This is a genomic window from Oxalobacteraceae sp. CFBP 8761, assembly GCA_014841595.1.
In the GTDB taxonomy this organism is placed as follows: domain Bacteria; phylum Pseudomonadota; class Gammaproteobacteria; order Burkholderiales; family Burkholderiaceae_D; genus Telluria.
The window spans coordinates 2,273,671-2,298,873 of record JACYUE010000001.1 but is presented as its reverse complement, the minus strand read 5'-3'; the positions used below and the strand labels follow the sequence as shown (position 1 = coordinate 2,298,873).

Annotated in this window: 13 protein-coding genes; 12 read left to right on the top strand and 1 reads right to left on the bottom strand. The window is 63.1% G+C overall.

The window, feature by feature from the left end:
* Positions 1–8 precede the first annotated feature (8 nt).
* From narI to IFU00_10000, 6 genes are all read left to right on the top strand, one after another.
* Positions 9–692: a respiratory nitrate reductase subunit gamma gene (narI, locus tag IFU00_10025; GenBank protein MBD8542620.1), complete on the top strand. Its 684-nt coding sequence runs from the start codon at positions 9–11 to the stop codon at positions 690–692.
* A gap of 18 nt (positions 693–710) precedes the next feature.
* Complete coding sequence (locus IFU00_10020) at positions 711–1,457, top strand: peptidylprolyl isomerase (protein ID MBD8542619.1); 747 nt, start codon at positions 711–713, stop codon at positions 1,455–1,457.
* A gap of 200 nt (positions 1,458–1,657) precedes the next feature.
* Complete coding sequence (locus IFU00_10015; GenBank protein MBD8542618.1) at positions 1,658–3,541, top strand: type IV pili methyl-accepting chemotaxis transducer N-terminal domain-containing protein; 1,884 nt, start codon at positions 1,658–1,660, stop codon at positions 3,539–3,541.
* Positions 3,542–3,562: 21 nt separating this feature from the next.
* On the top strand, positions 3,563–4,243 hold the full coding sequence (locus IFU00_10010; protein MBD8542617.1) for a response regulator: 681 nt from the start codon (positions 3,563–3,565) through the stop codon (positions 4,241–4,243).
* Between the two features lie 72 nt (positions 4,244–4,315).
* Entirely contained in the window at positions 4,316–5,245 is a 930-nt protein-coding gene (locus IFU00_10005; GenBank protein MBD8542616.1) for a DnaJ domain-containing protein, read from the top strand.
* Positions 5,246–5,257: 12 nt separating this feature from the next.
* On the top strand, positions 5,258–5,623 hold the full coding sequence (locus IFU00_10000) for a hypothetical protein (GenBank protein MBD8542615.1): 366 nt from the start codon (positions 5,258–5,260) through the stop codon (positions 5,621–5,623).
* Between the two features lie 142 nt (positions 5,624–5,765).
* On the opposite strand, the gene IFU00_09995 is transcribed toward IFU00_10000, so the two are convergent.
* Positions 5,766–6,632 (bottom strand): protein phosphatase 2C domain-containing protein, encoded by an 867-nt coding sequence (locus IFU00_09995; protein ID MBD8542614.1) that lies wholly within the window; start codon positions 6,630–6,632, stop codon positions 5,766–5,768.
* Positions 6,633–7,189: 557 nt separating this feature from the next.
* On the opposite strand from IFU00_09995, the gene IFU00_09990 reads away from it, so the two are divergent.
* From IFU00_09990 to IFU00_09965, 6 genes are all read left to right on the top strand, one after another.
* Positions 7,190–7,519: a hypothetical protein gene (locus IFU00_09990; GenBank protein ID MBD8542613.1), complete on the top strand. Its 330-nt coding sequence runs from the start codon at positions 7,190–7,192 to the stop codon at positions 7,517–7,519.
* A 47-nt stretch (positions 7,520–7,566) separates the two neighbouring features.
* Complete coding sequence (locus IFU00_09985) at positions 7,567–8,208, top strand: M23 family metallopeptidase (protein ID MBD8542612.1); 642 nt, start codon at positions 7,567–7,569, stop codon at positions 8,206–8,208.
* A gap of 10 nt (positions 8,209–8,218) precedes the next feature.
* Complete coding sequence (locus tag IFU00_09980; protein ID MBD8542611.1) at positions 8,219–10,054, top strand: patatin-like phospholipase family protein; 1,836 nt, start codon at positions 8,219–8,221, stop codon at positions 10,052–10,054.
* 9 nt (positions 10,055–10,063) lie between these two features.
* Positions 10,064–12,238, top strand: a complete 2,175-nt coding sequence (locus IFU00_09975) for an AAA family ATPase (protein ID MBD8542610.1) — start codon at positions 10,064–10,066, stop codon at positions 12,236–12,238.
* Positions 12,235–13,179, top strand: a complete 945-nt coding sequence (locus tag IFU00_09970; protein MBD8542609.1) for an HNH endonuclease — start codon at positions 12,235–12,237, stop codon at positions 13,177–13,179. The genes IFU00_09975 and IFU00_09970 overlap by 4 nt, the downstream gene beginning before the upstream one ends.
* 684 nt (positions 13,180–13,863) lie before the next feature.
* Positions 13,864–25,197: a hypothetical protein gene (locus IFU00_09965; protein MBD8542608.1), complete on the top strand. Its 11,334-nt coding sequence runs from the start codon at positions 13,864–13,866 to the stop codon at positions 25,195–25,197.
* The last annotated feature ends 6 nt before the right edge of the window (positions 25,198–25,203 follow it).

The window sequence follows — 25,203 nt, the reverse complement described above, 5'->3', positions numbered from 1 at the left end:
GAACCGCCATGAACTACCTGAATCAATTCCTGTTTGGGATTTATCCGTATATCGCGCTCGTCGTCTTCCTGCTCGGCAGCCTGATCCGCTTCGACCGCGAGCAGTACACCTGGAAATCCGAGTCGAGCCAGACCCTGCACACGGGCTGGCTGCGGCTGGCCAGCCCGCTGTTCCACGTGGGCATCCTGGGCCTGTTCTTCGGCCACGTCGTCGGTTTGCTCACCCCCGTCGTGGTCTGGGACACGCTCGGCATCGACCACGGCACCAAGCAACTGGTGGCCATGGTGGCCGGCGGCGTCATGGGACTACTGACGCTGGTTGGCCTGCTGCTGTTGCTGGCGCGCCGGTTCTCGAACGACCGCCTGCTGCGGGTGACCACGTTCCGCGACAAGATCGTACTGTTCTGGATACTGGCGACGCTGTTGCTGGGACTTTCGTCGATTTTCGCGTCGGCCTCGCACATGGATGGCCACATGATGGTCATGCTGATGACCTGGGCGCAGCACGTGCTGACCTTGCGCGGCGATGCGGCCTCGTTCGTCATCGACGCGCCGCTTGTCTTCAAGCTCCACCTGTTCATGGGTATGTCGCTGTTCGTGGTTTTCCCGTTCACCCGCCTGGTGCACGTCTGGAGCGGCTTTGGCGCCCTGGGCTACCTTGGCCGCGCCTGGCAACTCGTGCGCGCACGCTGATTCGTCAAGGAGAACATCATGGGTATTGCTGTCAACGGCGTCGAACTGAGCGACGCCACCATCGCGCGCGAACTGGCGCACCATCAGGGCGCAGACAATCCGTTGAAACAAACGGTGCACGAACTGGTGCTGCGCGAAGTCCTGTTGCAGGAAGCGGTGCGCCTCGGATTGGGCCAGTTAGAAGAGGACGACCGCATCGAGGCGCTGTTCGTGCGCGAAGTGCGGGTGCCGGAACCCGATGCACAGGCTTGCCTGCGCTATTACCAGAGCCAGGCCGCGCGCTTTTCCAGCGGCGCCATGGTCGAGGCGCGCCATATCTTGTTCCAGGTGACGGCGTCGGCGCCGCTGGACCTGGTGCGCCAGACTGCCGAACTGATCCTCGACGAGTTACGGTTACGCCCCGAGCGCTTCGCCGCGCTGGCCAGTGAATACTCGAACTGCCCGTCAGGCGCCGTTGGCGGCAGCCTGGGCCAGCTGGGACGGGGCCAGTGCGTTGCGGAATTCGAGGAGTTACTGTTTCGGCTCCAGCCGGGTGAGCTGTCGGGCCGCCTGCTGGAAACGCGCTTCGGGTTGCACATAGTGCAGGCTGAACGCCGCATCGAGGGCAGGCAGGTACCGTTCGACGCGGTGCACGAACAGCTTGCCGACGAACTGCGACGGCAATCGTGGCAACGCGCACTGCACCAGTACCTGCATATCCTCGTGGGCCGTGCGGGCATCGAGGGCGTGGAACTGGAAGGGGCGGACAGCCCGCTGGTGCAGTAGCCACCGGGAGTGACCGAAGTTTCCATACGTTCAGATACTGGGTATATACTCGGTCGCACATCCACTTGTTCTTCTACCGACGGAGCCGCCATGCGTCATGCTGTTCCAGGTCTTGCACCTTCAGGCCCGCGCGCAGTTGCGCCGTGCTGACCCCGCTCGTCATCTCGACGTGGCAGAAGCTGTCCACGCGCATTGTCGTCATGCTCGTGAGTTTTTTATGCCTGGGTTTGACGGTTATTGGCTCTACCTTGCTGCTGACCTGGCAGCTCGAAGGCAGCGGCGGGGCCATCAACGTCACCGGCAGCCTGCGCATGAACAGCTACCGGCTCGGGATGCTGCTGGCGACCGCGCCAGCGCCTGGCGACAGGCCGGTGCACCGGGCGAGGGTGCTGGCACAAGTCGCGCAGATGGACGACACCCTTTCCCTGATCCGCAGGGGTGATCCGCAGCGGCCGTTGTTGCTGCCGCCGGGGGCCGAGATCCAGACCGGCTTTGGCCACGTCAGCACGCAGTGGCACAACGCGCTGCGCCCGCAGATTCTGGCGCACCTGGACCGCTTGACCGTGTCGCCGGCCGGGCAGGACGACCTGGAAGCCGGCATTGCCCGGTTCGTCAGTCGGGCCGATGCGCTTGTGCGCCTGATCGAGCGCGACAGCGAGGCACGGGCCTTCTGGCTGCGCGCGTCGCAACTGGCCTTGCTTGCACTGGCACTGATCGGCACGATTGCCGTGATTTATCTGCTGTTCAACATGATCATTGCGCCGGTCGAGCGCCTGCAAGGGGGCATCGAGCGCATGCGCAAGCAGGATTTCAGCGTGCGGCTGCCGGTCGACAGCAACGACGAATTCGGCCGGCTGGCGCAAGACTTCAACCTGATGGCCGATCGCCTGCACGCGCTGTATGGCAATCTGGAGCAGCTGGTCGAAACCAAAACCGTCGCGCTGGAAAGCCGGAATCTGGAGCTGTCGCTGCTGTTCGAGAGCGCGTCGTTCCTGCAGCACCCCCAATCGGCAGAAGCGCTGTGCGCTGGATTCCTCACCCGGATCCGCACCTTCTTCAACGCCGATGGCGGCTCGGTGCGCGTGCTCGATCCCACGCGCGGCATCCTGCACATGATGTGTCATCAGGGTATTTCAGACGAACTGATGGAGGCCGATCACTGCCTGAAAGTGGGCGATTGCCTGTGCGGCGACGCGGCCCTGAAAAAAATCTCGGTCGTGCACGATATGCGCCGCATGCCCGAATCGGTGCGCCTTGCATGTCATCGCCAGGGCTTCGCGACCGTGTCGGTGTTTCATATTTTTGCGCAGAGCCAGCACCTGGGCTTCTTCAACCTGCATTTTCGGGAAGCGACCACCTTCAATCCGCGCCAGCTGGCCCTGCTCGAAACGCTGGGGCAGCTGCTGGGCACGGCCATTGAAAATCAGCGCCTGGCCGAACGCGAGCGCGAGATGGCCATTTCCGAGGAGCGCAATCTGGTGGCGCAGGGGCTGCACGACAGCATCGCGCAGAGCCTGAATTTTCTGAATCTGCAGGTGCAGATGCTGGAGCAGTCGCTCGCGCAGAACCAGTACGAGGACGTGGCCACTATCGTGCCGGCGCTGCGCGCAGGCGTCGAAGAGAGTTATCAGGACGTGCGCGAGCTGCTGCAGAACTACCGGACCCGGCTGCAAGAAGGGAATTTTGTACAGTCGCTCGAAGTGACCGTGACAAAGTTTCGTCGGCAGACGGGCATCGAGATCGCGTTGCAGGCCGATACCGACGGGGCGCCTTTCCCGCGCGAGCAGCAGTTGCAGATGCTGTTCATCGTGCAGGAGGCGCTGTCGAATATCCGCAAGCATGCGGGCGCCCGGCACGTGCAGGTCCGCCTGCATGACCGGCACGACTTCTCGCTCAGCATCGATGACGACGGAGCCGGATTCGATCCGGCGCTGGTCGGCGCCGAGGACGACGGCCATATCGGTATCCACATCATGGGCGAGCGGGCCCGCCGGATGCATGCGACGCTGGACATCACATCGGCGCCGGGCAACGGAACGCAGGTGCAGCTCAGTCTGGCAAGCGCGCAACGGCGCGCGGCCTAGCCATCACGGAACAAGAAAAACATGGAGCAACCTACCACCCCGGGCGCCGATACAATCAGCGTGCTGTTGATCGACGATCACACGTTATTCCGTAGCGGCATACGCTCGCTGCTGCAGCGCCATCCGGAATTCACGGTGGTCGGCGAAGCCGCCGACGGGGTCGACGGCATCAAGCGCTCGCTGCAGCTGCAACCCCAGGTCATTCTGCTCGACCTGCACATGCCCGGCATGTCCGGGCTCGAAACGCTCCACCTGCTCCTCCAGGATTGCCCGGACAGCGCCGTGGTGATGCTGACCGTGTCCGAAGATGCACTCGACCTGTCGGCCGCCTTGATTGCCGGCGCGGCCGGGTATCTGCTCAAGAATATCGATACCGATTTCCTGACCCGCGCGATCCGCCGCGCCGCCGCAGGTGAAACCGTCGTCGCCGAAGCCATGACGGCCAAGCTGGTCGCCCAGTTGCACGGTGGCGCGTTGCCCGTGGCCTCGGAGCTCGACAAACTGACCCCGCGCGAACGCGAGATCATCGGCTGCCTCGCCCGCGGAGAAAGCAACAAGGCGATTGCCCGCACGCTCGACCTGGCCGAAAGCACGGTCAAGATCCACGTCCAGAATGTTCTCAAGAAACTGAAACTGACGAGCCGCGTGCAGGCGGCCGTCTTCGCCGTCGAACACGGCATCCTGAGCAGCAGTGCGCGATAGCGGGCGGAGCAGGGTGCTCGAACGGCATCACATCGCAACAGTTGACATCGCAATTACTTTCCCGGGATCTCTGTGAAATATAAAGACTACTACCAGACCATGGGCGTTCCGCGCACCGCCAGTGCTGACGAGATCAAGCAGGCGTATCGCAAACTGGCACGCAAATTTCATCCTGATGTCTCGAAGGATGCATCGGCGAAGGAGAAATTCCAGGCAATCGGCGAGGCCTATGCGGTCTTGAAAGATCCTGAAAAGCGCCTTGCCTACGATGCGCTTGGCAAGGCGCCGGAAGGCGCCGACGTTGCGCCGCCGCCCGGATGGCAGAACAACTTCAGCACGGCTGGGGCCGGCTTCGACGACGCCGACCTTGCCGATCTATTTGCCGCGTTTGGACGTGGCGGGAGAGGTGGTCAAGCACGCCGGCCAGCGCCCGTCCGGGGCCAGGACGTGGATATTTCCGCGGACGTCACGCTCGAGCAGATTCACGGCGGCGGAGAGATTGAAGTACGTGCGAATCTGCCCGAGTCCGATGCCCGCGGCGTGCAACATCTGGTCAGCCGGACGTTTCGCATCACGATCCCAGCCGGCGCGGCCAGCGGTCAGCGGCTGCGCCTGGCAGGCAAGGGTGGTCCCGGCCACCATGGTGGTCAGCCCGGCGACCTCTACGTCGCGCTGGCATTGACGCAGCACCCGTTATATCGCCTCAGCGGGCGCGATCTGTACATGGATCTGCCGCTTGCTCCGTGGGAGGCCGTGCTGGGCGCAGCGGTTCGGATTCCGACACTGGATGGCCACGTCGAACTGACTGTGAAGGCAGGATCCACAGCGGGCCAGCAACTGCGCCTGGCCAAGCGTGGCTTGCGCGGGCCGGATGGTGTTGCCGGTGCGCTTTACGCGGTCATCGTCATCAAGGTTCCATCTCAGGTCAGCGACGCCGAGCGCGCGCTGTATCAGCAACTGGCAGAGGCATCCAGGTTTCACGCTCGTGCCAACTTCGGCTAAGGAGATTTACTCATGTCCATGCAAGTGACTCATGCGGTCTGGCTGAACGATACGGCAGTGTGTTCGATCGAGCATCTGGTCGAAGTATCTGGTTTGTCGCCCGATGACATCAGGAATCTGGTCGAGGATGGCGTGATGGCGCCAGCCGATGCATCGGATCCGGCGACCGGCTTCCATCTGGCGCACGTGCTGACTGCAAGACAGGCGCGCCGGCTGCGCGATGACTTTGAACTGGACCGCAACGGTCTTGCGCTGGCACTCACGCTGCTGCGCCGCATCGAGTCACTTGAACAGGCGTTACACATGGCGCAATTGGGTCATGGGTTTGTTTTGCCGGTGGCCGGGGATTTCGATGGGAAAGACTTGGGGCATGACTGAAATATGGCTCGGGTATGAATCGAGATGCAGTCAGCCAAACGAAAATCCAAAAACCGCATAATCTATATTATGTTAAATGCGCTGTATGTGTGGGCGGCAAACAGGAAGCCGAACAGCGGAAATGCCTCCCTCTCGGTGCAATCTACGACGCAGTCCAGATCGCTGCAGAGGCATCATCTGCGGCCTTCACTGCGCGTGCTGCAGTGTGTGCACCCGTTGCTTCGTAGTTCCGTAACTTGTCGAGTTGCGCCCTGAGCCCGTCGGTGATGCACGCCTCCACCAGCGCCGCATCAGTGTACAAGCCGTAGAGATCAACCAGCCGGTAGAAGCCATCTGTCATCACCAGAATGCTGGCACCGTGCTCCAGCTCGACGTTTCGCATACGCGCCTGGAACGGCCCATTCGGATCGAGACACAGGATACCGGGCGCCTGCGCCATGTTTTGTGATTCCCGCCGAGCACGCAGCATTGGGAGCATCTGTTCGCGTCGACGTAACGGATCCTCGATACCGTCGGCCGTTAATTTGGAAATCACATTCTGTAGAACAGCTTCCTGAGGATTCACGAATGGATCCAGATCGATACAAGGACCAGAGCCCGTGTACAACAGCGTCGTGCAGTCGCCAAGGCTGTACAGCGTCGCACGTGTCGACTCATCGTGATGTGAAATCCTTAACCAGGTCATCGCTGCGATTGGCCACGCGTGCACTGGAACGTCGTGACCGGCTGTCAGGTGCATAAACTGCTCTCGGACATCGGCAATTGCCGTCCGGACGCATTCAGACTGATCCCGCCCTGGTATCAGGGTTCTTTCAAGTGCGCTGGCAAATGCATGGACAAACCATGCGACATCGCCGTGGATGCCGTCGATGTAATCCCGTTCCGCCACGGATGAGCCACCGTCAATGACGACAATGTCGGCCACTCCAGCGGAAGTGAACAGCGCAACGTGGTCATCATTGCGTTGCAAAGCGACGTTGGCCCCGGCAGAAATATGCTCAATCTTCATCAGGAAAGGTAAATTTGATCATTATCGGGACTCTACCCTTATCACAAACAGGGGACAAGGACATACCCTGACTACAAGATCTAACTCGACAATATATTCTCTAATGTCGATTGAAAATCCTTCATATGGTGTTGCGGCTAATGCTCTCTCCATTATTGCGGCGTCCCAGTTCCCACCCACTCTCCACGTTTGGGTCGCACCGGCCACTGCCGCTCGGAAGGAGGCAGCGCCAAGGATAAATCTGTAGCCGGCCTGCCAGGGCGAAATGGTGCAGCGCTTCTCGGTAACTGTGACCGCAACCCAAGCCAGTGGGGACGCGATGATAGCGCACTGCGCCGTTTCAGGCTCCTAGCAACTTTGCTAAGAAAATATCGGCGTTCAGGATCAACCGCGTGTTCCCCTTCGGTGTTTCTACGGATAGACTACGTACTGCCGACAGTCTCACATTCGATGTGGCTTGATCCAAGCGCATCGAAACTACATTCTTCGGATCAGCATCACCGACACTCTTGCAGTCTGGCCGATGTTGTGGCAAGCCACCTATACAGGGAAAACCGATGGCCTTCATCGCTCTGTCAATTCCGGGCATTCCGGAGTGTTATGTGTGCGGCCAGCGCTCCGTAGAGCTCGGCGACATCCTGGACATCGGCAGCAGATTGCGCGGTGCCTATGTTCTTCTCCGGAACATCGTCGGGTCCCGCAATCCGGCGCCCACCATGGGCGAGAAAGCGGCGCCCATCAACATCGCCTTCGCACTTTGGATCGACGCCCTGCCCGTCACCCTGAAGGCGCGTCTCTGGCCCAGCTATGCGAAAGCCAGCGGGACGCTCGCTTACCCCGATCGCAAACAACCGCAACGGCCAGACATGCGTCCCCGCGGCGGCTGACGAGTTCCTGACGCCCATGCTTCACCTATTGAACAAAGGAGACCAAGATGCCCGTGAATCATGACGACGAAATCCTGCCCGTGACGCCGGTCGACGTGGCGACGCCATTCGTACTCCAGCCAGCGGCGCGGACCGCCTCGCTGTTTCCATCGATCCTGTATCCGACCCAGGGCGAATTAATCCAGCCGGGCAAGGCCGGCGAGCTGCGCGGCATGTACGGCGAAGTCGGCGCCCTCCTCTGGAAGCCTGAATGGTCTGCCTACCAGGGCAACCGTAATGGCAAGAAGCACTGGGGCGTTGATATTTACGGTCCGGTCGGTCAAGCCTTGGTCGCGGTCGTCGACGGTGAGCTCAGCTTCCGCGACCAGAACGGTGGATTGGGCTTGTATGCAGTGCTCTCGATCAGCGTCGCGGGTAAAACTTACGAATTCCACTACGGCCACCTCGGCGCACGCAATGGCGCGCCTCGTAGCGTACCAAAGGGCGAGACGATCGGCTATATCGGCTGCTCGGGCAATGCCGACTATGCCGGCACCTGCTCGTCCTCCCCGAATGGCCAAGGTCTGACTTCGAGCCATGTCCATTTCGCGTTGTTGCCGCCCGGAACCTCGGCAGCACCCAAGCGCGCCAATCCGCTCACTGTGCTGGGGTGGACCCTGCACACGCCGGCCCGGCCGGCTTCGTTATAACGGAGGGCAAATGGACAAGCACCTCACTGTACCGACCGAATGCGACGTGATCATGGAAGGTGGCGTGACTTCCGGCGTCGTCTTCCCGTCTTTTATCGCGCGTCTTTCGACCCGCTTTGATTTTCGCTGTATCGGCGGTACCAGTGTCGGCGCTGTCGCGGCATCGGCAACGGCTGCTGCCCAGTTCTGGCGCAATGCCTGTCAAGCCCAAGGTGATCCGGCAGCGGCCGAACTGGGTTTCCAGCGCCTTGCCTGTCTGCCGGAAGAACTGTGCGAGCCCAGGAAAAACGGAAAGTCGACGCTGTATTCCCTGTTCCAGCCCTGCCCGGGCCTGCGCCGGCACTTCGCGATATTATCGTCGGTGCTCAATCGCACGAGCGCCGTGTCCAGGGTGACCGCAGGGGTTCGTTCGACGATTGTTCATTGCTGGGAAGCCCCCGCACTGGGCCTGCTCGGCTGCCTGCTTGGCTACGCGCTCGGGCAGTTGTCGCTCATCGCACTTGTCCTGATTTCGGCCCTCATGATCGTGCTGCTCGCCGTGATCCAGTTCGTGGTGACCGGTTACCTCGCGCTGTGCCGGAATAATTTCGGCATGTGTCCGGGGATGGGGAGCGATGCCGGGGAGCCGGCGTTGACGCAGTGGCTGCATGGGCTGATCCAGGCAATCGCCTATCAGTCGAAGACCCACCCGCCGTTGACCTTTGGCGAACTCGCGAACTCCTCGAAGTCCATCACCCTTGCATTCATGAGCACGGGCCTTGCGGAACGCCGCGCCCACCGCCTTCCGCACGACAGCGATGACCTGTTGTTTCGCCGTTCCCACCTGGCCCAGCTGTTTCCCGCGGATGTCGTGGATCATCTTTGTACACATGGGCGCCAGACAAGCACACGCAAGGCCACCCTTGAGGCGCTGCGGAAGGCCGACCCGCATTTCGGAACGGATCGGGCAGACGTCTTCTATCTGCCGCCGGAAGAGCAGTTGCCGGTCGTTTTTGCTGCACGCCTGAGCCTGAGTTTTCCCATCCTCCTGCAAGCGGTGCCGCTGTTTCGCCTACGCTACATCGAAGGCAATGGCATCGATGAAGGCTCTGTACGTCTAGCGCCGATCTGGTTTTCGGACGGCGGGCTATCGAGCAACTTCCCGATGCATTTCTTCGATGAGCTGCTGCCCGAGCGCCCTGCCTTCGGGGTTGCACTGGAAAACAGCCTGGCCGAAGGCGCGCCTGACTGCCAGCGCGTCAAGCTCCCGGACACGCACGCGCAGGGCTTGGTCAGCAGTTACCTGTCCGTCGATAACCGGGCGGGCAAGCCGTCCCTGTTGAGTTTTATCATTGCCCTGTTGAACACCTCGCGTGCCTGGCGTGACGAAGCCTTGCAACGTACTCCGGGATATCGCGACCGGATCGTGCGCATTCGCCACACGAAGAAGGAAGGCGGTCTCAACCTGAACATGCCCCATAGCGCCATCGAGGCCATGAGCAAGAGCGGCATCCTGGCGGCCAATAAGGTCATCGAGCGCTTTGTCGGCTCCGACGGCAAGGGCGAAGGCTGGCTGAATCATCGCTGGGTCCGGGCACGCAGCACAACGGCAGTCCTGCAGGATACGATTGCGCCACTGGCCAGGACGTGGCGCAGCAACGCCCAGTCCCCCAGCTACCACGAGATGTGGGAGGGGGCCTTTCCCGGTCAGCCCACTTCCTACAAACTCGGTCCCGCCTCCCGGAAGGCAGGGCTCATTTTCTGGGACGCTCTGGAGAAAGGGCTGGACCCGAGCGACATCCATGCCTTGACGGAAACGGTCCCACGGCCCCGTCCAACCCTGGAAATCACGCCAAAGCTGGGCTGAGGAGGCACAATGCGTAAAATCGACCGTGCATTTGTTCCACGACCCGAACGCCTGAGAAGCACGAACCTGGCGACGCAGCTCGGCCAGCTCCGCGAACACTTCAGGCTCGAGCAGCAAGTACGCATGCGCCAGCGGGCGCCCTACGATCCCGACGTCCTTCTTCACGACGAGGTCATTCACGCGCTGGACGAGGTATTTGCGCGCAAATGCGCGTATTGCGAGCAGGTATTGGACCGGTCGTTTCGCAACGTCGGGCATTACCGGCCTGTCTCGAATGCCTCGTCCGCCAATGACCAGCCGGAGAGCCCCGATCATTACTCCTGGCTGGCCTATGACTGGAAGAATCTGCTGCTGATCTGCCCGGGCTGCAACCGGCACAAGCGCAACCTGTTTCCGGTACGGGGCGAACGCCGCGCCTTGCTGATGTCGACCTGGTCAGAAGCCGGCAAGGGAGAGGAAGCCCTGCTGCTCGATCCCTGCGCCGATGACCCGGTGGCGCACATCGGCTTTACGCTCCACGGGGAAACCTATCCACTCAGCGAACGTGGAATGACGACCATCGAGGTCCTTGGGCTCGATCGTCCCGAACTTCGCCATGCCCGCGCACAAGCGATCGGACTGGTCCTGACATCGCTAAAATCGTCCTCCGGCTCAGGGAAACGGGGCGACGGGGCAAACGGGGCGACTGTTTGCAACGAGTCCTCGCCGCATTACGGAGCGGTCTGGATTTTTCTGCTCGAACTGTGCAAACGCGCCAAGGCACCCAAACCGGTTCGCTATTTCCTGGCCCGGGCCCATATCGCCGCCGTGCTCGGTTATCTCGCGAGCGTGGACGCTGAAAACCTGCAGACGGCGCTGGACTCGATGCGCCACCCCCTGCCGCTTGCCCTGCCGGCATCACAGCCACATCGGGCGACATTTCGCCACGAGGTGCGGGAACAAGCTCCGCTGGCGAGCATCACCATCCAGAACTTCAAGGGGATCCGCCAGCTCGAGATGACGTTGCCGCCGCCCGATTCCGAGCGTGCAAGCGCAACCATGCTGCTGGGCGAGAACTCGACCGGCAAAAGTTCGGTCCTCCAGGCTATCGCTATCCCGCTGATGAGCCAGGGGAATCTCAGCCGGCTGGGACTCAATGCGGAAGACTTCGTCAGCCGCGCGAAAGGGAGCTGGCAATTCGATCGCACCGGTGCACTGGCGGTCACGCTCAGGTTTGCCGACAAGAGTACCGTCCACCTTTCATATTCGGAAGACAGCAATCGCTTCGTGGTAGAAGGAAGAAAAAAGGTCACGCTGCTTGCCTACGGTTCGCGGCGCATATTCCAGGCGAACGTGGCGGGAACCGCCAACCGCTCGCTGTTCAACCCGATGGCCGCCCTGCGCGACCCGAGCGCTTGGCTGCACCGCCTCGATGGCCAGCAGTTCGATGCGGTGGCACGCGCCATGCGCGCCATCCTGGCGCTGCGCCCGGATGACCGGATTTTTCGCAGCGAGGGCGTGGTATTGGTGCAGGCGCACGGGCGGACATCGCCGATCGAACATATGAGCGACGGCTACCGGTCGTTGTTCGGGATGGCCGCCGACATCATGCGTAATATGCTGGAGGATTCGCCCAACCTTGAATACGCACGCGGTATCGTCCTGATCGATGAAATCGAAACCCACCTGCATCCGCGCTGGAAGCTGCGGGTGATGGCGGCGTTGCGCGAAGCGATGCCCCATGTACAGTACATCGCGACGACCCACGACCCCTTATGTTTGCGCGGCATGCGAAACGGCGAAGTGCAGCTCATGTACCGTACAGCAGATAGTGAAGTGGCCTTGCTGACGGACTTGCCGAATATCGAATTGCTGAGGATTGAGCAGATTCTCATCTCGGATTACTTTGGCCTGTTCAGCACTGCCGAGCCGGCCCAGGAGCGCATGCTCAACGAATTGTCCGGCCTGGTGCGAGGTAGCGACGCCGAGCTTTTGCCTTCACAGCGAACCCGGCGCGACTGGCTGCTCGAACAGTATGGCGGAATTCCGACCATCCGCGAGAGCCTCGACCGGCAGATCCTTGCGGAAGCCCTGACACGACATTTGCGTGCAGCTCCGGCGCGCGACATCGTCTATCAAGCGGGCATGCGCGAAGACGCCATCACCACCGTGATGGATGTACTCAAGCGAAACCTGCAATCATGAGATTCGTCGACCGGACGCGCATTGCACCACCCGCGTCCCTCACCCATCCGGACGGCGCCGGGCTGAGGGAACTGGAAACGGCACGGGAACATTACACCACGCCCAATGCGGCAGCGTTCAGCTTCAAGGCATACAAGTCCAGCGACGTGATCGACGCGTTGGCCACGCTGTTCCACAGAAAATGCGCCTACTGCGAGAGCAGCTACGCGGCGGTCCATCCGATGGATGTCGAACACTACCGCCCGAAAGGCGCGGTATTTGACGACAAGGACCACCCGGGTTACTGGTGGCTGGCCGCGGAATGGACAAACCTGCTACCGTCCTGCATCGATTGCAATCGACGTCGTTACCAGGACCTATACCGCATCGAGGCAGAGGGCGGCGATGTGACCAACCTGCGGCACCTGGCCGGCAAGCAGGACATGTTTCCGATTGCGGGCAACCGGCGCGCGGGATGCGTGGCCGATGCGCTCCCGGACGAGGACGCCTTGCTGATCGATCCCTGCCAGCGTGATCCGGCGGACCATCTCACATGGGCAACCGGTGACCCAGCAGTGCCCGGCCCGGCGCTCGCGGTCCCAAAACAGGTCGAAGGCGGCGACGACCGATATGCACACGCCAGTATCGACGTGTATGGCCTTAACCGTTCCGGCTTGGTCGACGCAAGGACAGACATACTGCGCCGGCTGGCATGCGACCTGGAAGGCCTGGAACGCATGGTCAGGTGTGCGACCTACATGCCCCCAGAGGCGCTGGCTGCCGAGCTACCCGGCATTGTCGCGACAGCAGAGCGCCTTGCTCAGTATGGTACGGGACCACACCCCTACTCGGCGTGCACTGGGCAGTTCATCAAGTCTCGGCTGAAGCACCTGCTCGTATCTTTGGAAACGCTCAAGCAGCAGTGCGGCCGGGCTGGACCAGTAGAGGAAAACGACCCATAAGGGTGCCAGGCGCCCCTTATCAAGAGGTCCGCTGGCGCCTTGATCCCGATGCGCCTCCTGATCTGCGATCGGATCGGCGCACCATTTCCGCCCCCGCCACCTGCGCGCGTCACCCGCTGCCTGCCGTTTTGACCGCACGGCGCCGGAAGTCGTCGATGAGTCGGGCGGAACCCATGGGCAGTCCTTGCAATTCCACTGTTTTTGGACAAAAAGTTAACTGGTATCTGGAGCGCGCTGACTGCGCTCATACCGGAATAAGCGCAAGGAGGCGTCAATCATTCTGTCCGGTGAGTATTGCCGCAACCCGTCGCTTGCGTACGACAAGCCTTGCTTCAATATTAATTGTGGTGCATTGACTAAAAAGCTGCACCGCTGCACTATCGAATTAACGAAACGACATGTCAAACAGTTTTTTTGATTGCCACCGCATTATTTGCTTAACCGCCAGTTCTTAGCTCGATCCTATAATATTCCCAAAAGGAATTGATATGCCCGGCTTTAACGAACGCGCAGTGCCAGCTTCCATCCACATCCCGTCTTCCTGGTCTCCCTACCTGCTGCGCAAGCGCCGCCACGCGCGCTAGCGGCCCCGTCATATCGCACGGCGTTCGACGCCAGTAGCGCTTTCTCCGCCCTACCCAATTGACCCGCGGCCCTCGCGCTTGCTGGTCAGAGGAGCCGTACGTGCCAAATTTCATCGCCATCCCGTTTGCCAGGACGCCCGGCTTTTATCTGATCGGTACCTTTTCGGGCACCCTTGGAAAAGTGCTCGAAGACGGCAGCCTGAGCGAAGCTTACGTCGACGTCACCGGCCTCGTCGGCCCGTGCAGCGCGAAGCCGGATGAGATGCCGCTCGACGCGTCCTGCAATTTCATGCTGGCGCGTCCCCTGCGTATCCCCGGCGCCCTGATCACGGCGGACCGCTTGAGTACCAGCAAAGAGATCAACGACCAGCTTGGTCTCGTCGCCGCCGAACTGCGCAAGCGTTTCGTGGCAACCGTCCAGGAAGCCATCCGGCGTGCGGCTTCCATGGCGGTCGATCTCAAGGTCGACGCGGATCTCAAGCCAACGTTTCTTGGCATGACGCCTGCTGACGGCGCGTTCGCCAGTGCCTGCCTGCGTTTCGATATCTGGGAAGCAAACGCCGAGGTCGCGCCCGCCGAGTTCGCCGTAAAAAACGGCGCCGCGTTGGAATTCGGTGTCGGCATGACGATCATGGTTGCCGGCGTGAAACGCGCCGCCTCGCTGATCGTGATGCTCAATGCCGGGCTCGATGCCAGGCTGCGTATCGATGCCGATGATCTTGGCGTGTCGTTTCCCAGTTTTGATCTCAGCGGCTTCGACCTCGCCCTGAACCTGCCGCCGCTCGACCTGGCCGATGGCCTGACGAACGCAGTCTCCTCACTCAGGGAAATGATTCCTGATGCCGACGTTGAGGTCACCCATGTCAACGACGCCGCCGGCCCGCCCCGACTGATATTGCGGACGCGCTCTGGCGCTCCCGGCATCGACTGGCTGGTGGTCAACGGTGACTATGTCGATGAACTGTTGACCACGACCGACAAGATCGCAATGTTCAAGGTCGTCACGAGCAGCGCCGCCGCCCCCGGCCTCAGCGTGGAAATCGCCGACCTGCGGCTGGGCGACGTGGCGGGGAAGGAAATTTTCGGTGGCGTGGTGGTGGCTAGGGCGGACCCCATCGAACTCCCGTCCGACGGGCTCGAACGGCTTGGCCCGTTCGAGGTCAGCTGGAAAACGATGACGCTCACGCCCTCACACGAAGGCAACAGCTTCGGTGGCGCGCCTTCCGTCAAGGGCGCCACCTTGCGCGCAGTGATGGAATTCACCGGCCTGACGCTACGCGTGACAGACGACCCCGAGGCCTTCCTCACCTTCGACGGCGCGGTCGACATCGACCCTTCCGGCGCTCGGCTTCTCAGGCTGTCGCTGGTCCAGCCCTATCCGCTGGTCCTGCTAGCCAGCGCCGCTGACGACATCGTGCGTGCCGGTGCCGGCGTCCTGCGTATCGTGGCCAGTCTGGCCGACATCGCTCAGGAAAGAGTTCAAAAGCTGCTCGGCATCCTCGGGAGCATGGCTGCCGCTCTTGGTCGCGCTGCGATCCTGATCGCGGAAAAGGCCGACGGTGCCCTGAACTCGCTGGGCGACATGCTGGCCAATGCGGTGGCCGGGGTCGGCGAAATGCTGGCTGAGCTGTTCAGTAAGCTGGCCGAGTTCATGCCAGCGGCCCCCGGAACGAACGACCTGGCGCTGGAAGTGCGCGTTGCCACTCGTCCGCTGGCGTTGCAGCAAATCCTGGTGACCTTGAAAAAGCCGCTGCCCAAACAGGCACGCGAGATGCTGGGCTTCAAGCTGTCCATTCCCGAGCGCTGGAAGGCGGGCCTGCTGCTCGACTTTGCCACCCAGCCAGGCGCTTACCTGGTACTCCATTGCGACCAGGACCCAGGCGTCGGCCAGCTCGATGTCGCCACCCTGTCCACCGACCTGTGGCTCGATCGTGCCGGGGCCGGCGGCAAGGTCGAAAGCCAGGCGCTGCGCGATGTTGACGGCAAGACCAGCGCACCGGAACCACGCCAGCCCGGGGACCAGCCCCTGCTCAGCCTCGAACTCGCTCTGGCAACTGGTACCGGGGCCGCCACCACCATGCTGGTCCTGGCAGGACTGAACCGCGGCCAGAGCGTGTTCTTCCAGCGCCTGGCCGGGAATTCGATGGAGATTCCCATTCCCGGCCAGCTGGGCCTGCACGCGCGCAGCATCGACGGCCCGTTCCGGCTCGAACCCCTCTCGGACAACGATTTCAATCTTGACGTCAAACTGGCCACCGAGCGCATCCTGCCCCTGCTGGGCATGGGGGCATCGGGTGACAAGAAAAAGCAGCAGGGGGAAAAGGCCGACGGCTCCAGTTTCCTCGACAAGCTGCAGCAGTCGCTGGGGAACGTGGTGTGGGTCAAGGACAGCACAAGCAGTGGCAGCCTGGCCACGCGCGAGGTGAAAATCAATCTGCTGCTCGGACTGAAAGCGGCCGGCCTGGAAACCACGCTCGACCTGGAAGCCTTCCTTTCGCTCGATTCGCTGGCCATGCGCCTGGAAGCGTCGAATGTGTTCCCGATTGCTTCCGACCGGATCGAGGAAGAAGCCCTGGGCCTGGTGTGGGTCATCGAACAGGCGAACGAAGACGAGCGCCTGGCCAACACGAAAATCGACATGTTCTCGATTGGTTTTGCCGGCGGTCAGAGCGGATTCGAGCTCAACCGCGCCTTGACCGACGCGGACACCAAAGGCAAGGCCCGCATGCGACTGCGCTTCAATGGCTTATCGTCCGACGGCCAAGGCTTGGTGTTCGAGGTCGACACTTTCAGGATCGGCCCCGGCGGGCTCGATCTGGTGGCGAGGGTGGCCGACAATCCGGTGCGCCTGAACGGCATCGATGTTCCCTTCCACTTCACCGAGGGCAAGCTGGAAATCAAGGGCGGGCGCCTGGTCAGCGCCACGGTCGCCGGACGCGGCGCGCTGCCGCCGGACCTGATCGGGGAAGCCGACTGCACGGTCGCGCTGACCTTCGGCGAAGTGCCTGGCGAAGGCATCGTTCTTCAGGCAGGCAAGGTGGAATTGGACAAAAAGAACGATCCCATCATCTGCCACGCGGCGCGCTTCACGCTCACCATCAGCGACCTCGACATTGCATTCGTGAAGGATGGCGGCTATCACTTCTACTATCTCGTGACAGGGGCGCTGCGCTTTTCGCCCAAAGAGGGCGAATTTGAAAACGGTCTGCTGCAGTATCTCGACGGTGTCGAAATGAACCTGGAACGCACGCCGCTGTCGGCCGATCCGCGGGTGCTGGTCAAGCACATCTCGTTCCAGAAGACGCTCAATCCAAAGAAAAGCTTCAACCTGTTCAACCTGTTCACCTTTGAATTGCGCGGCTTCGGCTACCACCCCGCATCGCCCAAGTTCGATGGTTCGCCAGCGGTCAACATATCGGGCCAGATCAAGTTTGTGGAGATCGGCGACGTGATGGCGCCGTCGATCGATTTCCACGGCCTGTGGATCGCGCCGCCCCGGGAACACGAATCACTGCCGCGTATCAAGGCGGACGGCCTCGGCATCGACCTGAACCTGAAAGGCGCGATCCGGGTGCGCGGCACCGTCATCGCGGTTGACGCCGACACCCCGACGGTGGAAGGCAGCGAGCTGGCGCCCGATGGCTACAAAACCTACGGCTTCCTGGGACGGGGCGAATTCGACATTCCCGGCTGGGGCTCCATGGGCGCCAGCCTTGGCTTTCTGGAATTGGAACACCCGGACCGTCCGGGCGAGCGTCGCAAGTCCTTCTATTTCTACGCCGAGAAAAAGAAACTGGCCATTGAAATTCCCACGCCCGCATGGAATTTCTACTTGCGGGAAGCCGGCTTTGGCCTGGGCTTTCGCTACACGCTGGACGCCATCGCTGCCGCCGACAAGGCCACCTCGATTCCAAAGCTGATCAACGCGCTGGACGAAGTGTCGAAGACCGCGGGCGATCTGCACAAGTTCTCGGCCTGGAAGCCGGAACCGGAAAGCGACCGCGTCACCCTGGCCCTGAAGGGCGCGATCCAGGCTTATCCGGCCGCCAAGACCTGGGACGAGGAAGCGGAAAAGCAAGCGCAAAACCCCTTCATGTTCGACTTGGTAGCGGCAATCCGCTCCGACTTCACGCTGTTCATGGGCTTGCGCGGCTGGGTAGGCACCAATTACATCGACTACCTCAAAGACAAGGATGGACTGCGCTCGAAGCCGGGCCTGCGCGGCTACCTGTACATTTCGGCTCCGCAACAGCGCCTGCTGGCACGGATGATCGGCGACAGCAAGGGGTATATCGGTGACCGTATCCCCGCCCTGGCCGAGGGGGCGCCGCTGCGCAAGGCCCTGCAGTCGGTCGACTGGTCGGCCACCCTGTTCATCAAGCCGGGCCTCTTCCACTACGAACTGGGCTGGCCGAACCAATTGGCGGCACGCCTGTTCGACGAAGAAAACATGCGCGTGACTGTTCGCGGCGGCATGATTTTCCGCGCCGCCGAGGATGGCCTGCTGTGGGGCTACAACATCGAGGCCGACGCCTATTTCCGCTTTGGCGGCTCGGTCCAGAGCGGCCCGGTCGGGGTCTGCGCCGAAGCCACCCTCACTGCCAGCTTGCTGGCGCGCGTGATCTGCTACCTGTCGTGGCGTTTCGCCGGCTCGCTCATCTACGGCCTGATCGCGCTCGATGCCAGGCTGATGGTCAATTTCCGCGCGTGGATGGAAATCGACCTCGGGATCAAGAAGTTCACCATTCGCATTGGCTTCTCCGCAACACTGCAATTCTCGGCCGCGATCGAACTCGCCCTGTCGCCGGAGGGAATCGGCGCCCGCGTCGATGCGCGCGTGGCGGTGTCGGTGTTCGGCGCTACCCTGTCGGTCTCGGTCGGCTTCGTGCTGGGGAGCGGCAAGCTCGATGAAGCGCGCGCCCGTGTTCAGCGCTTCCTGGCCATGTCGATCACGGCCGAGGAACCGGATGCCGCGCCCGCCGCGCTGAACCAGAGCGGCGACGTGCGCATGCAACAGGACGCGCAGCATGCTCAGGCTGCCGCCGCTGCCCCCGCGCCGGCTGAGGTAAGCACGCCCGGCCCTGGCGGTATGACCCTGCCCGCCTCGCAAACGCGCGTAAAATTCGGCACCGCGGTGCGCGAAACGGCATTCTGGTGCGTTCTGCACCAAGCCGCCGTGTTCGATGACGCGCTCATCCCGGAAGGCTATGGCTACGCGCTGCTGCTGCCGCGCGAAGCACGCCTGAGCCAGCGCCCGGGCGACCCCGGACCGGACGCCTACCTGAACGCCTTCTACGCCCCGGCCTGCTTTTTCATGCCCGGTTCGGGCAAGCGCGACCCGGCCCAGCCCGCCCATTACCTGTACCTGCCCGCAGACGTCACAAACGAGCAGCGCGATGCACTGAACCGACTCAAGCGCTGCGACCCCACTGCCGCGCGCAACTTCGTTCCGTTCGATCTCGAAAAAAATCAGTGGCAGCCAATTGCGGCGCAGTGGAACAGCCCGGTCGAGACCGAAGACGGCTCCGCCGACCTGACCCTGGCCTTGGTGTTTGACGAATGCTATCTGTCCGACACCGAGTGGCGTGCCGGCATCGATGGCGCACCGCCATACCGCCGCACCACGGCCTGGGCCGAAGTGCCCGCGCGCATCCACGCCCGGGCCACGCGGGCCGCCAGCGGTACCGAGCAAGAGCGCAATGCCGAGCGCGACAGCATCCAGCGTGCCTGCTCCGCCCAGGCGGCAGCCAACCCTGTGGTCGAGGGCGCCTATCAGGCGCGCTCGTCGGTGCTGTCGATGTTCGCCGACCAGTTTGTCAACCTGGCCAAAAACGGCGTGCCGCCGACACGGTTTGCCCATGTCACCGACCTCGGTCTGGTGTTCTACGGCAAATTGGACGACCTTGAACAACTGGCCGCGTTAAAGGTCATCAAGAACGACCTGCTGGGACCGCGGCCTGAACATGGCGGCATGGGCGACGTGACCGTGCTCAATCCGCTTCAGAGCTGGTTCGTCACCGACGACCCGGTACTGGCCAGCGACCGCAGCACCAGGGGGCACGAAGGCATCAAGCTGGGCTGGGATCTGTCCACTGCTTTCGCCACACCCGACGCACCCGGTTCGCAGGCCGATCCAGAGCACTTCCTGCACCACTACGAGATCGTGCGCACGGTCGAGGGCCTTGAATTTACCCCGCGTGTCGTTGAGGTCAAGGCCGCGGCCACACTCGGCGGGCGCAACGCCGATGGCATGGTCACGCTGCTGGCACCCGAATGGCAGTTCACCGACGACCTGGCCGACCTCGACCCCGACCTGCGGCGCGCCCTGCTGCCCACCAAGGATGATGACGCCGCCTTCGAGGCCGCGCTCGGCTGGTCCCTGCTGGTGGGCGAACAGAAAACCCTGTCAATCAGCTACACCGTCACGCCAGTGGACATTGCCGGCTCGGGCGGCATGCCGAAGTCCTTCCTGGTCGAGGTGGAACAGCCCTCGCCGAACCTGCGTCCGGCCCAGGCCGAGCTGCGTTTCATGGTGCACCACCTTGGTAGTATCGATGGCGGCACCCACCACAGCGGCACCGTGCCGGCCGGCGCGCTGGGCGTGCTGCTGGCAGTGGGCGACCACGCGCCGCTCGTTACGGCAAACGGCAAAATCACGCGCCGCTACCACCTGATCGCCGACCCCGACAACATCAGCCCGTCCGGCCATTACGGCACCGACGGCCTCTCGGAGCAGCGCCCGGGACTAGCGTCCATGGCCTTGCAAGGCGCGGACGAACGGATCTGGGAGATCGCCGGTGGGCAATTCGTTTCAGCACTCAAGCCCGGTGGCACCGTGCGCGACGACAATCCGGTGCACCAGATCGAATCGGACGAAGAGACCCTGCGCACTTATCCGGCCTGGTGCCGCCTGGCCGGTTCGAGCGGGAACGATGCGGTCGACAAGGCGGTTCCGCTGAATGCGCCGCAGGCGGTCGAGCCCAAAGACCTGGTCGGTTTCCTTGAAAGCCTGTGGCGGCGCGACGGTGCCAGTGCCGGCGCCCGCATCGCCACCCGCTTCTGGCTCCAGACAGTGCACTTGGTCGAGGGCAATCACGACAACAAAAAAACCTACAAGGTCATCAGGATCTCGCAGCGCGTGCCGGTCAATATCGAAGTCGTCGTCGCACCGCAGGCGGGCTGCCAGCAAGGCCTGATGCGCCCGGAGGCCTTCGAGTGGCCGGTGCATCTGGAACTGCCGCCGCACGGACCCGGCCAGGTGCGTGCAAGCAGCGGCTTCGCGCGTTTTCGGGCGCCTCGGGCTGAGGACAGCCTGAAGACTTTCCTGGAAAAGGGTGGCAAGGCGGCCTGCGCGCTGGTGCGCGACCCCGAGCGCCGGATCCTGACCGAGATCAGCTTCGATGCCCAGCCGGCGTTTGCCCAGACACCCGGGCCGACGGTGGACCCCGTCCATGCCAGCAGCATCGCCGGCTTCGATTTGCACGAGATCGACCTCGACGACCTCGCCGCGCTCGACACCAACATCGAGCTGGAGTTCGAAACCAGCGCCACTACCTGGGACCGGGCGCGGCGGGTGGCGCGCATCGAACGCGTACCGCCGTCCATGGCGCGCCTGCTCCCCGAGTCGAACCAGGACTGGTCGGGCTGGCATGCCCACTACCCGAGCGAAACCTGGCGCCTGCAGCACCGTGCTGACGGCCGCAGGGGCCAGGCGCAGCCGCGCCGCGCCGCATGGTACTCGGCGGCCGAGTCGAGCGCGCTGTTCGCGGCCCGGGTGCCGCGCCGGCGCCTGTTCCCTACCGCCTCCGAAGCGGCGGTGGCCGACCTGCTGCGCTTCGGCATTCCCCAGCGGCTGGTGCTGACGCTGATATGGACCGTGGCCGATGATGCCGACGACCGGCTCAAGACACTGGCCGCCACGCTGAAGGAGAATGCCACCTTGCAGTGCGACCATCTTGGTTTTGGCAGCCCGCAGGTGCCGCGCCTGGCGCTGACCGCCACTGCAGCCAATGGCGCCATGGAACTGCGGATCACCAATGGCGACCCGTTCGACGCAGCGCGCCTGCGCGCCGCCCTGATGGGCGTATGCTGGGATCCTGGCACAGGTCTGGATGCGTTCCAGGAAAGAGCCCTGGCCGCAGGCGAAGGCATCCGCTGCGCGCTGAAGGTGGTAGGCCGGCCCGCTGTGCCGAACAAGCCGGACCTGATAACTGGAACCGTGCTTCAGCCACTGGTGCTGTCGTCCTTCCTGCACCCGATCCTGGAAGAAGTGTTTGGCGAGCTCGAATACAGTTCCCACCACGACCGCCTGTATCGGCGCTATGTGGTATCGGTGCAGCCGGTGCAGCCGCTGGAAGTGACGACCATGGCCGCATTCCTGGCCGACAGCAATCCCGAAGCCGATCCGTACGGCTGGGGCGTGCTGCAGCAACTGGGCCTGGCCGGCACAGTCAAGCTGTACGATCGCGACCTCGACCGCTTCCTCGACGCCGGCGAACTGCTAACACGGATCGAGCCCGTACTGCAGGCCGCCATGACGCGCTACCTGGGCCGTTTCCCCGATGCGCAAAATAATGCGCGCTTCTACGGCCAACCCATGGTCGAGATCTTGATGCGGCCCGGTCAGGACCGGCGCGCAGGTCCGTTTGAAGCGGTGCTGTCCAGCGCCGGGCTTGAGACAGAAGCGGGCGACCTCAACCTGGCTGACGAGGCACTTGCGATTGCCCAGATCTCGCTGCGCCCGGCGCCGGCGCCGGCGCGCCATTACCTGACGCTGTCGCTGGAATGGAAGGCCGGCTTCTGGCCCCACGAACTCACGCCTGATGGAATGGCTACCCGTACCCTGCTCGGGTATGAGGTCGAGTTCAGTGCGGGCGCGGTGCCGTGCGACCTTATTTCCCTGCAAGAAGGCGGCGTGCGCGAACTGATCGCCGAAAACGTGCGCTTTCCACTGAGCGCGTTTCCCAAGGGAGTGGTGCGGGGCGCCCGCGCGCCCCTGGAATACTTGCTGCGCACCCCCGACGGCGACCAGGTGCCAGGCGTGGGACTGGTGGCACGGGTACGCACGGTGAGCAGCGATACCTGCAAGGCGACCGAAGCACTCGTGTCTTTCGAGGATCTCAAGGAAATGGCGGTCAAACCGACGGGCAAGGATGTTAAGTTTCCCGCCACCCCATTCAAATGTGGGATCACATTCAATCCTGTCAGCAGTCCAGCCAATGAGAAGCCCGCCAATCTGGATCATGCTGGGCCTACACCGTGGGAACGCTTTCCCGCCCTGACTTCCGACACTTGGGCCGAGGCCCTGGCCGCCAGCAACGGCGCGGCGGCAGGCGCCTTGCAGTCGCTGCGCGAGAATTTGCGCTACGTCGCACCGGCGCTGGTCTGGCCCGGCCCGGGCTGGGTGGACCAGGTGTCACTGGCCGACGTCAAGCAGGTAGCCGCAGCCTATGTACCGTGGTGGCAGCGCTTCCTCGATCATGCGGCCGCCCCAGGTCGGCCGGCCGGCACCGTGCACTTCGCGCTCGCCGCGCCGATCCGGGCCAATCCACTGAGACTGGCGGCCGATGCCAATGGCCAGCTTGCGCTGTCGTTCCTGCATGCCGACCGCTGGTCCCACGCACGGGTGTATGCGGTGCGGCCGACGCCGCGCTACGAAAACCTGGCGCTAGGCGCCGGCTACTACAAAGCGCAGAGCGAGAGCGAGCAGTTGGTGACGGAGGCATTGCGCGAAGGGCCAACGCTGCGCAACGCGCTCGGTTACGCGTTGGCCGTGTCACCCCGTACCGAACGCATCGAGCCGCCCGTCATCCTCGGCTCGCAGCTGGTACAAGGCGAGCGGTCCGAGTGGGAACTGGTGGTGGCCCGCCACGGTGAGGAAGCGCTGGCCTTCTCCAATCGCTCGCTGTTCGCGCGTCTCGGCACCGAAGGGACGGCGCTCAGCTTCATCCGCGAATACCGCGATCCGCAATGGCCTGACAAGCTGTTGCAACTGGCCCAACCGCAGGGGGCGCTCAATTGCATCATGTACCCGGAACGACATGCCGATCTGGCCGCTACGGCTCCGGGCATGGCGGCCAGCATTGGCGACGATGCCCTGTCCCGGCTGGCGCACCAGTACCCGTCACTGTGGAAAGGCGCCGACATCTGGCGCATTGCGCAACTGCCGGCTCACTACCGGGTCGCCGCACTGGCGGTGGCGCGCGCCGGTCTGGTGGTGTCGCGGGTGGTCTCCGCGGTACAGGATGCGACGCCGCGGCGGCCGTTGGCGCTCACGCTGCGCGTGCCGGCTCCGGAGCGGGAGCAGGAAACGGTCGCCCTGCTGGACAAGCCCGTGCTGGCGATTTCTCGTCCCGCGGCGGGCGCCAGCGCCGAGATTCAAGTCGAGGGCCTGCGCATGGTGTCGCACGCCGACCTGAGCGAAACGCAATCTCACTCCTGGTTCACCGGCGAGGAAGCTGACATAGCATGGCTGCCCGATCCGAACGTGCGCTACACCGTACTGCGGCGCGGATCGCTGGGTGAGGGACGCAGCTTCGAAGATGAAGATGCCCAGGTCAGTCTCATTTCCCGGCCCCTGGGCGACGATGCCACCGATTTCGAGCCGGTCGTGCTGGCGCTGCGCGGATCCCGTTTTGTGGCTCCCGCCGGCAAGGCCCTCCAGTCCGCAGTGACCTGGGCTTCCGCCGCAAGCGCACGCCACTTCTACCTGAGCTTCCCCTTGCCGCTGGCGCCGGCCGACGAGCAAACGCTGCGCCTGGCCGGCAGCCTGGCGGGGACGGATGCGCAAGCCGACAGCTTCAACCTGGCGGCGGCCAATTTCGCCCGCATCCGTACCAGGGTAACGCTGGCATACCGACCGATGGAGGACGCGCCGGCCCAACCGGACGCGGTGCAATGGCTCGGGGCGCGCGCCATTGCCCTGCGCGAGCACGCAAAGAAGCTGGCCGACCTCGGGCGTGACCGGCTCCAGGTAGCCATCGATGCGCTTGCCGCGCTGGCGGACGGGCTGGAAAGAGAGGCGCAAGCCATTGCCGCTGGCGATTGGCCGCCAACCGACCGCCTGGACCGGGTACGAGTCACCGTAGTCATGATGGAGCCGGAGCCGCTCGATGCGCTCGGCGACGATACGCCATTTAACCTGACCGTCAGCGTAACGCTCGGCGAGCGCGTGCTGCTGGTCCGCGATGTGCCGGTCAACAGCGAGGCCGACAAGGTGTTCGAGGATGGTCATCCTGTTGCCATCCAGGGCGGCAAGCTGTGGACAGCCTGCCGCGAGCGCTTGCTTGGCGGCGGACGGCAGATGGTCATCCGCGCGGTCGATACCCGCAACGAGGTAGGCACGAAGGTGGTAAATGGCACGGCAACGTGGATCGCGCCGGGCGAGATGGAGGGCGCACTCTCCCTTCCGGTATGGACCACGTGGGCAGACTGAGGAGAC

What these genes read in the sequence shown, in the direction of transcription:
- IFU00_09980 (MBD8542611.1), top strand. Translation starts at nt 8,219, where the DNA reads ATGGACAAGCACCTCACTGTACCGACCGAATGCGACGTGATCATGGAA.
- IFU00_09970 (MBD8542609.1), top strand. Translation starts at nt 12,235, where the DNA reads ATGAGATTCGTCGACCGGACGCGCATTGCACCACCCGCGTCCCTCACC.
- IFU00_10000 (MBD8542615.1), top strand. Translation starts at nt 5,258, where the DNA reads ATGTCCATGCAAGTGACTCATGCGGTCTGGCTGAACGATACGGCAGTG.
- IFU00_09985 (MBD8542612.1), top strand. Translation starts at nt 7,567, where the DNA reads ATGCCCGTGAATCATGACGACGAAATCCTGCCCGTGACGCCGGTCGAC.
- IFU00_09975 (MBD8542610.1), top strand. Translation starts at nt 10,064, where the DNA reads ATGCGTAAAATCGACCGTGCATTTGTTCCACGACCCGAACGCCTGAGA.
- narI (MBD8542620.1), top strand. Translation starts at nt 9, where the DNA reads ATGAACTACCTGAATCAATTCCTGTTTGGGATTTATCCGTATATCGCG.
- IFU00_10015 (MBD8542618.1), top strand. Translation starts at nt 1,658, where the DNA reads ATGCTCGTGAGTTTTTTATGCCTGGGTTTGACGGTTATTGGCTCTACC.
- IFU00_10010 (MBD8542617.1), top strand. Translation starts at nt 3,563, where the DNA reads ATGGAGCAACCTACCACCCCGGGCGCCGATACAATCAGCGTGCTGTTG.
- IFU00_10020 (MBD8542619.1), top strand. Translation starts at nt 711, where the DNA reads ATGGGTATTGCTGTCAACGGCGTCGAACTGAGCGACGCCACCATCGCG.
- IFU00_09995 (MBD8542614.1), bottom strand. Translation starts at nt 6,632, where the DNA reads ATGAAGATTGAGCATATTTCTGCCGGGGCCAACGTCGCTTTGCAACGC.
- IFU00_09990 (MBD8542613.1), top strand. Translation starts at nt 7,190, where the DNA reads ATGGCCTTCATCGCTCTGTCAATTCCGGGCATTCCGGAGTGTTATGTG.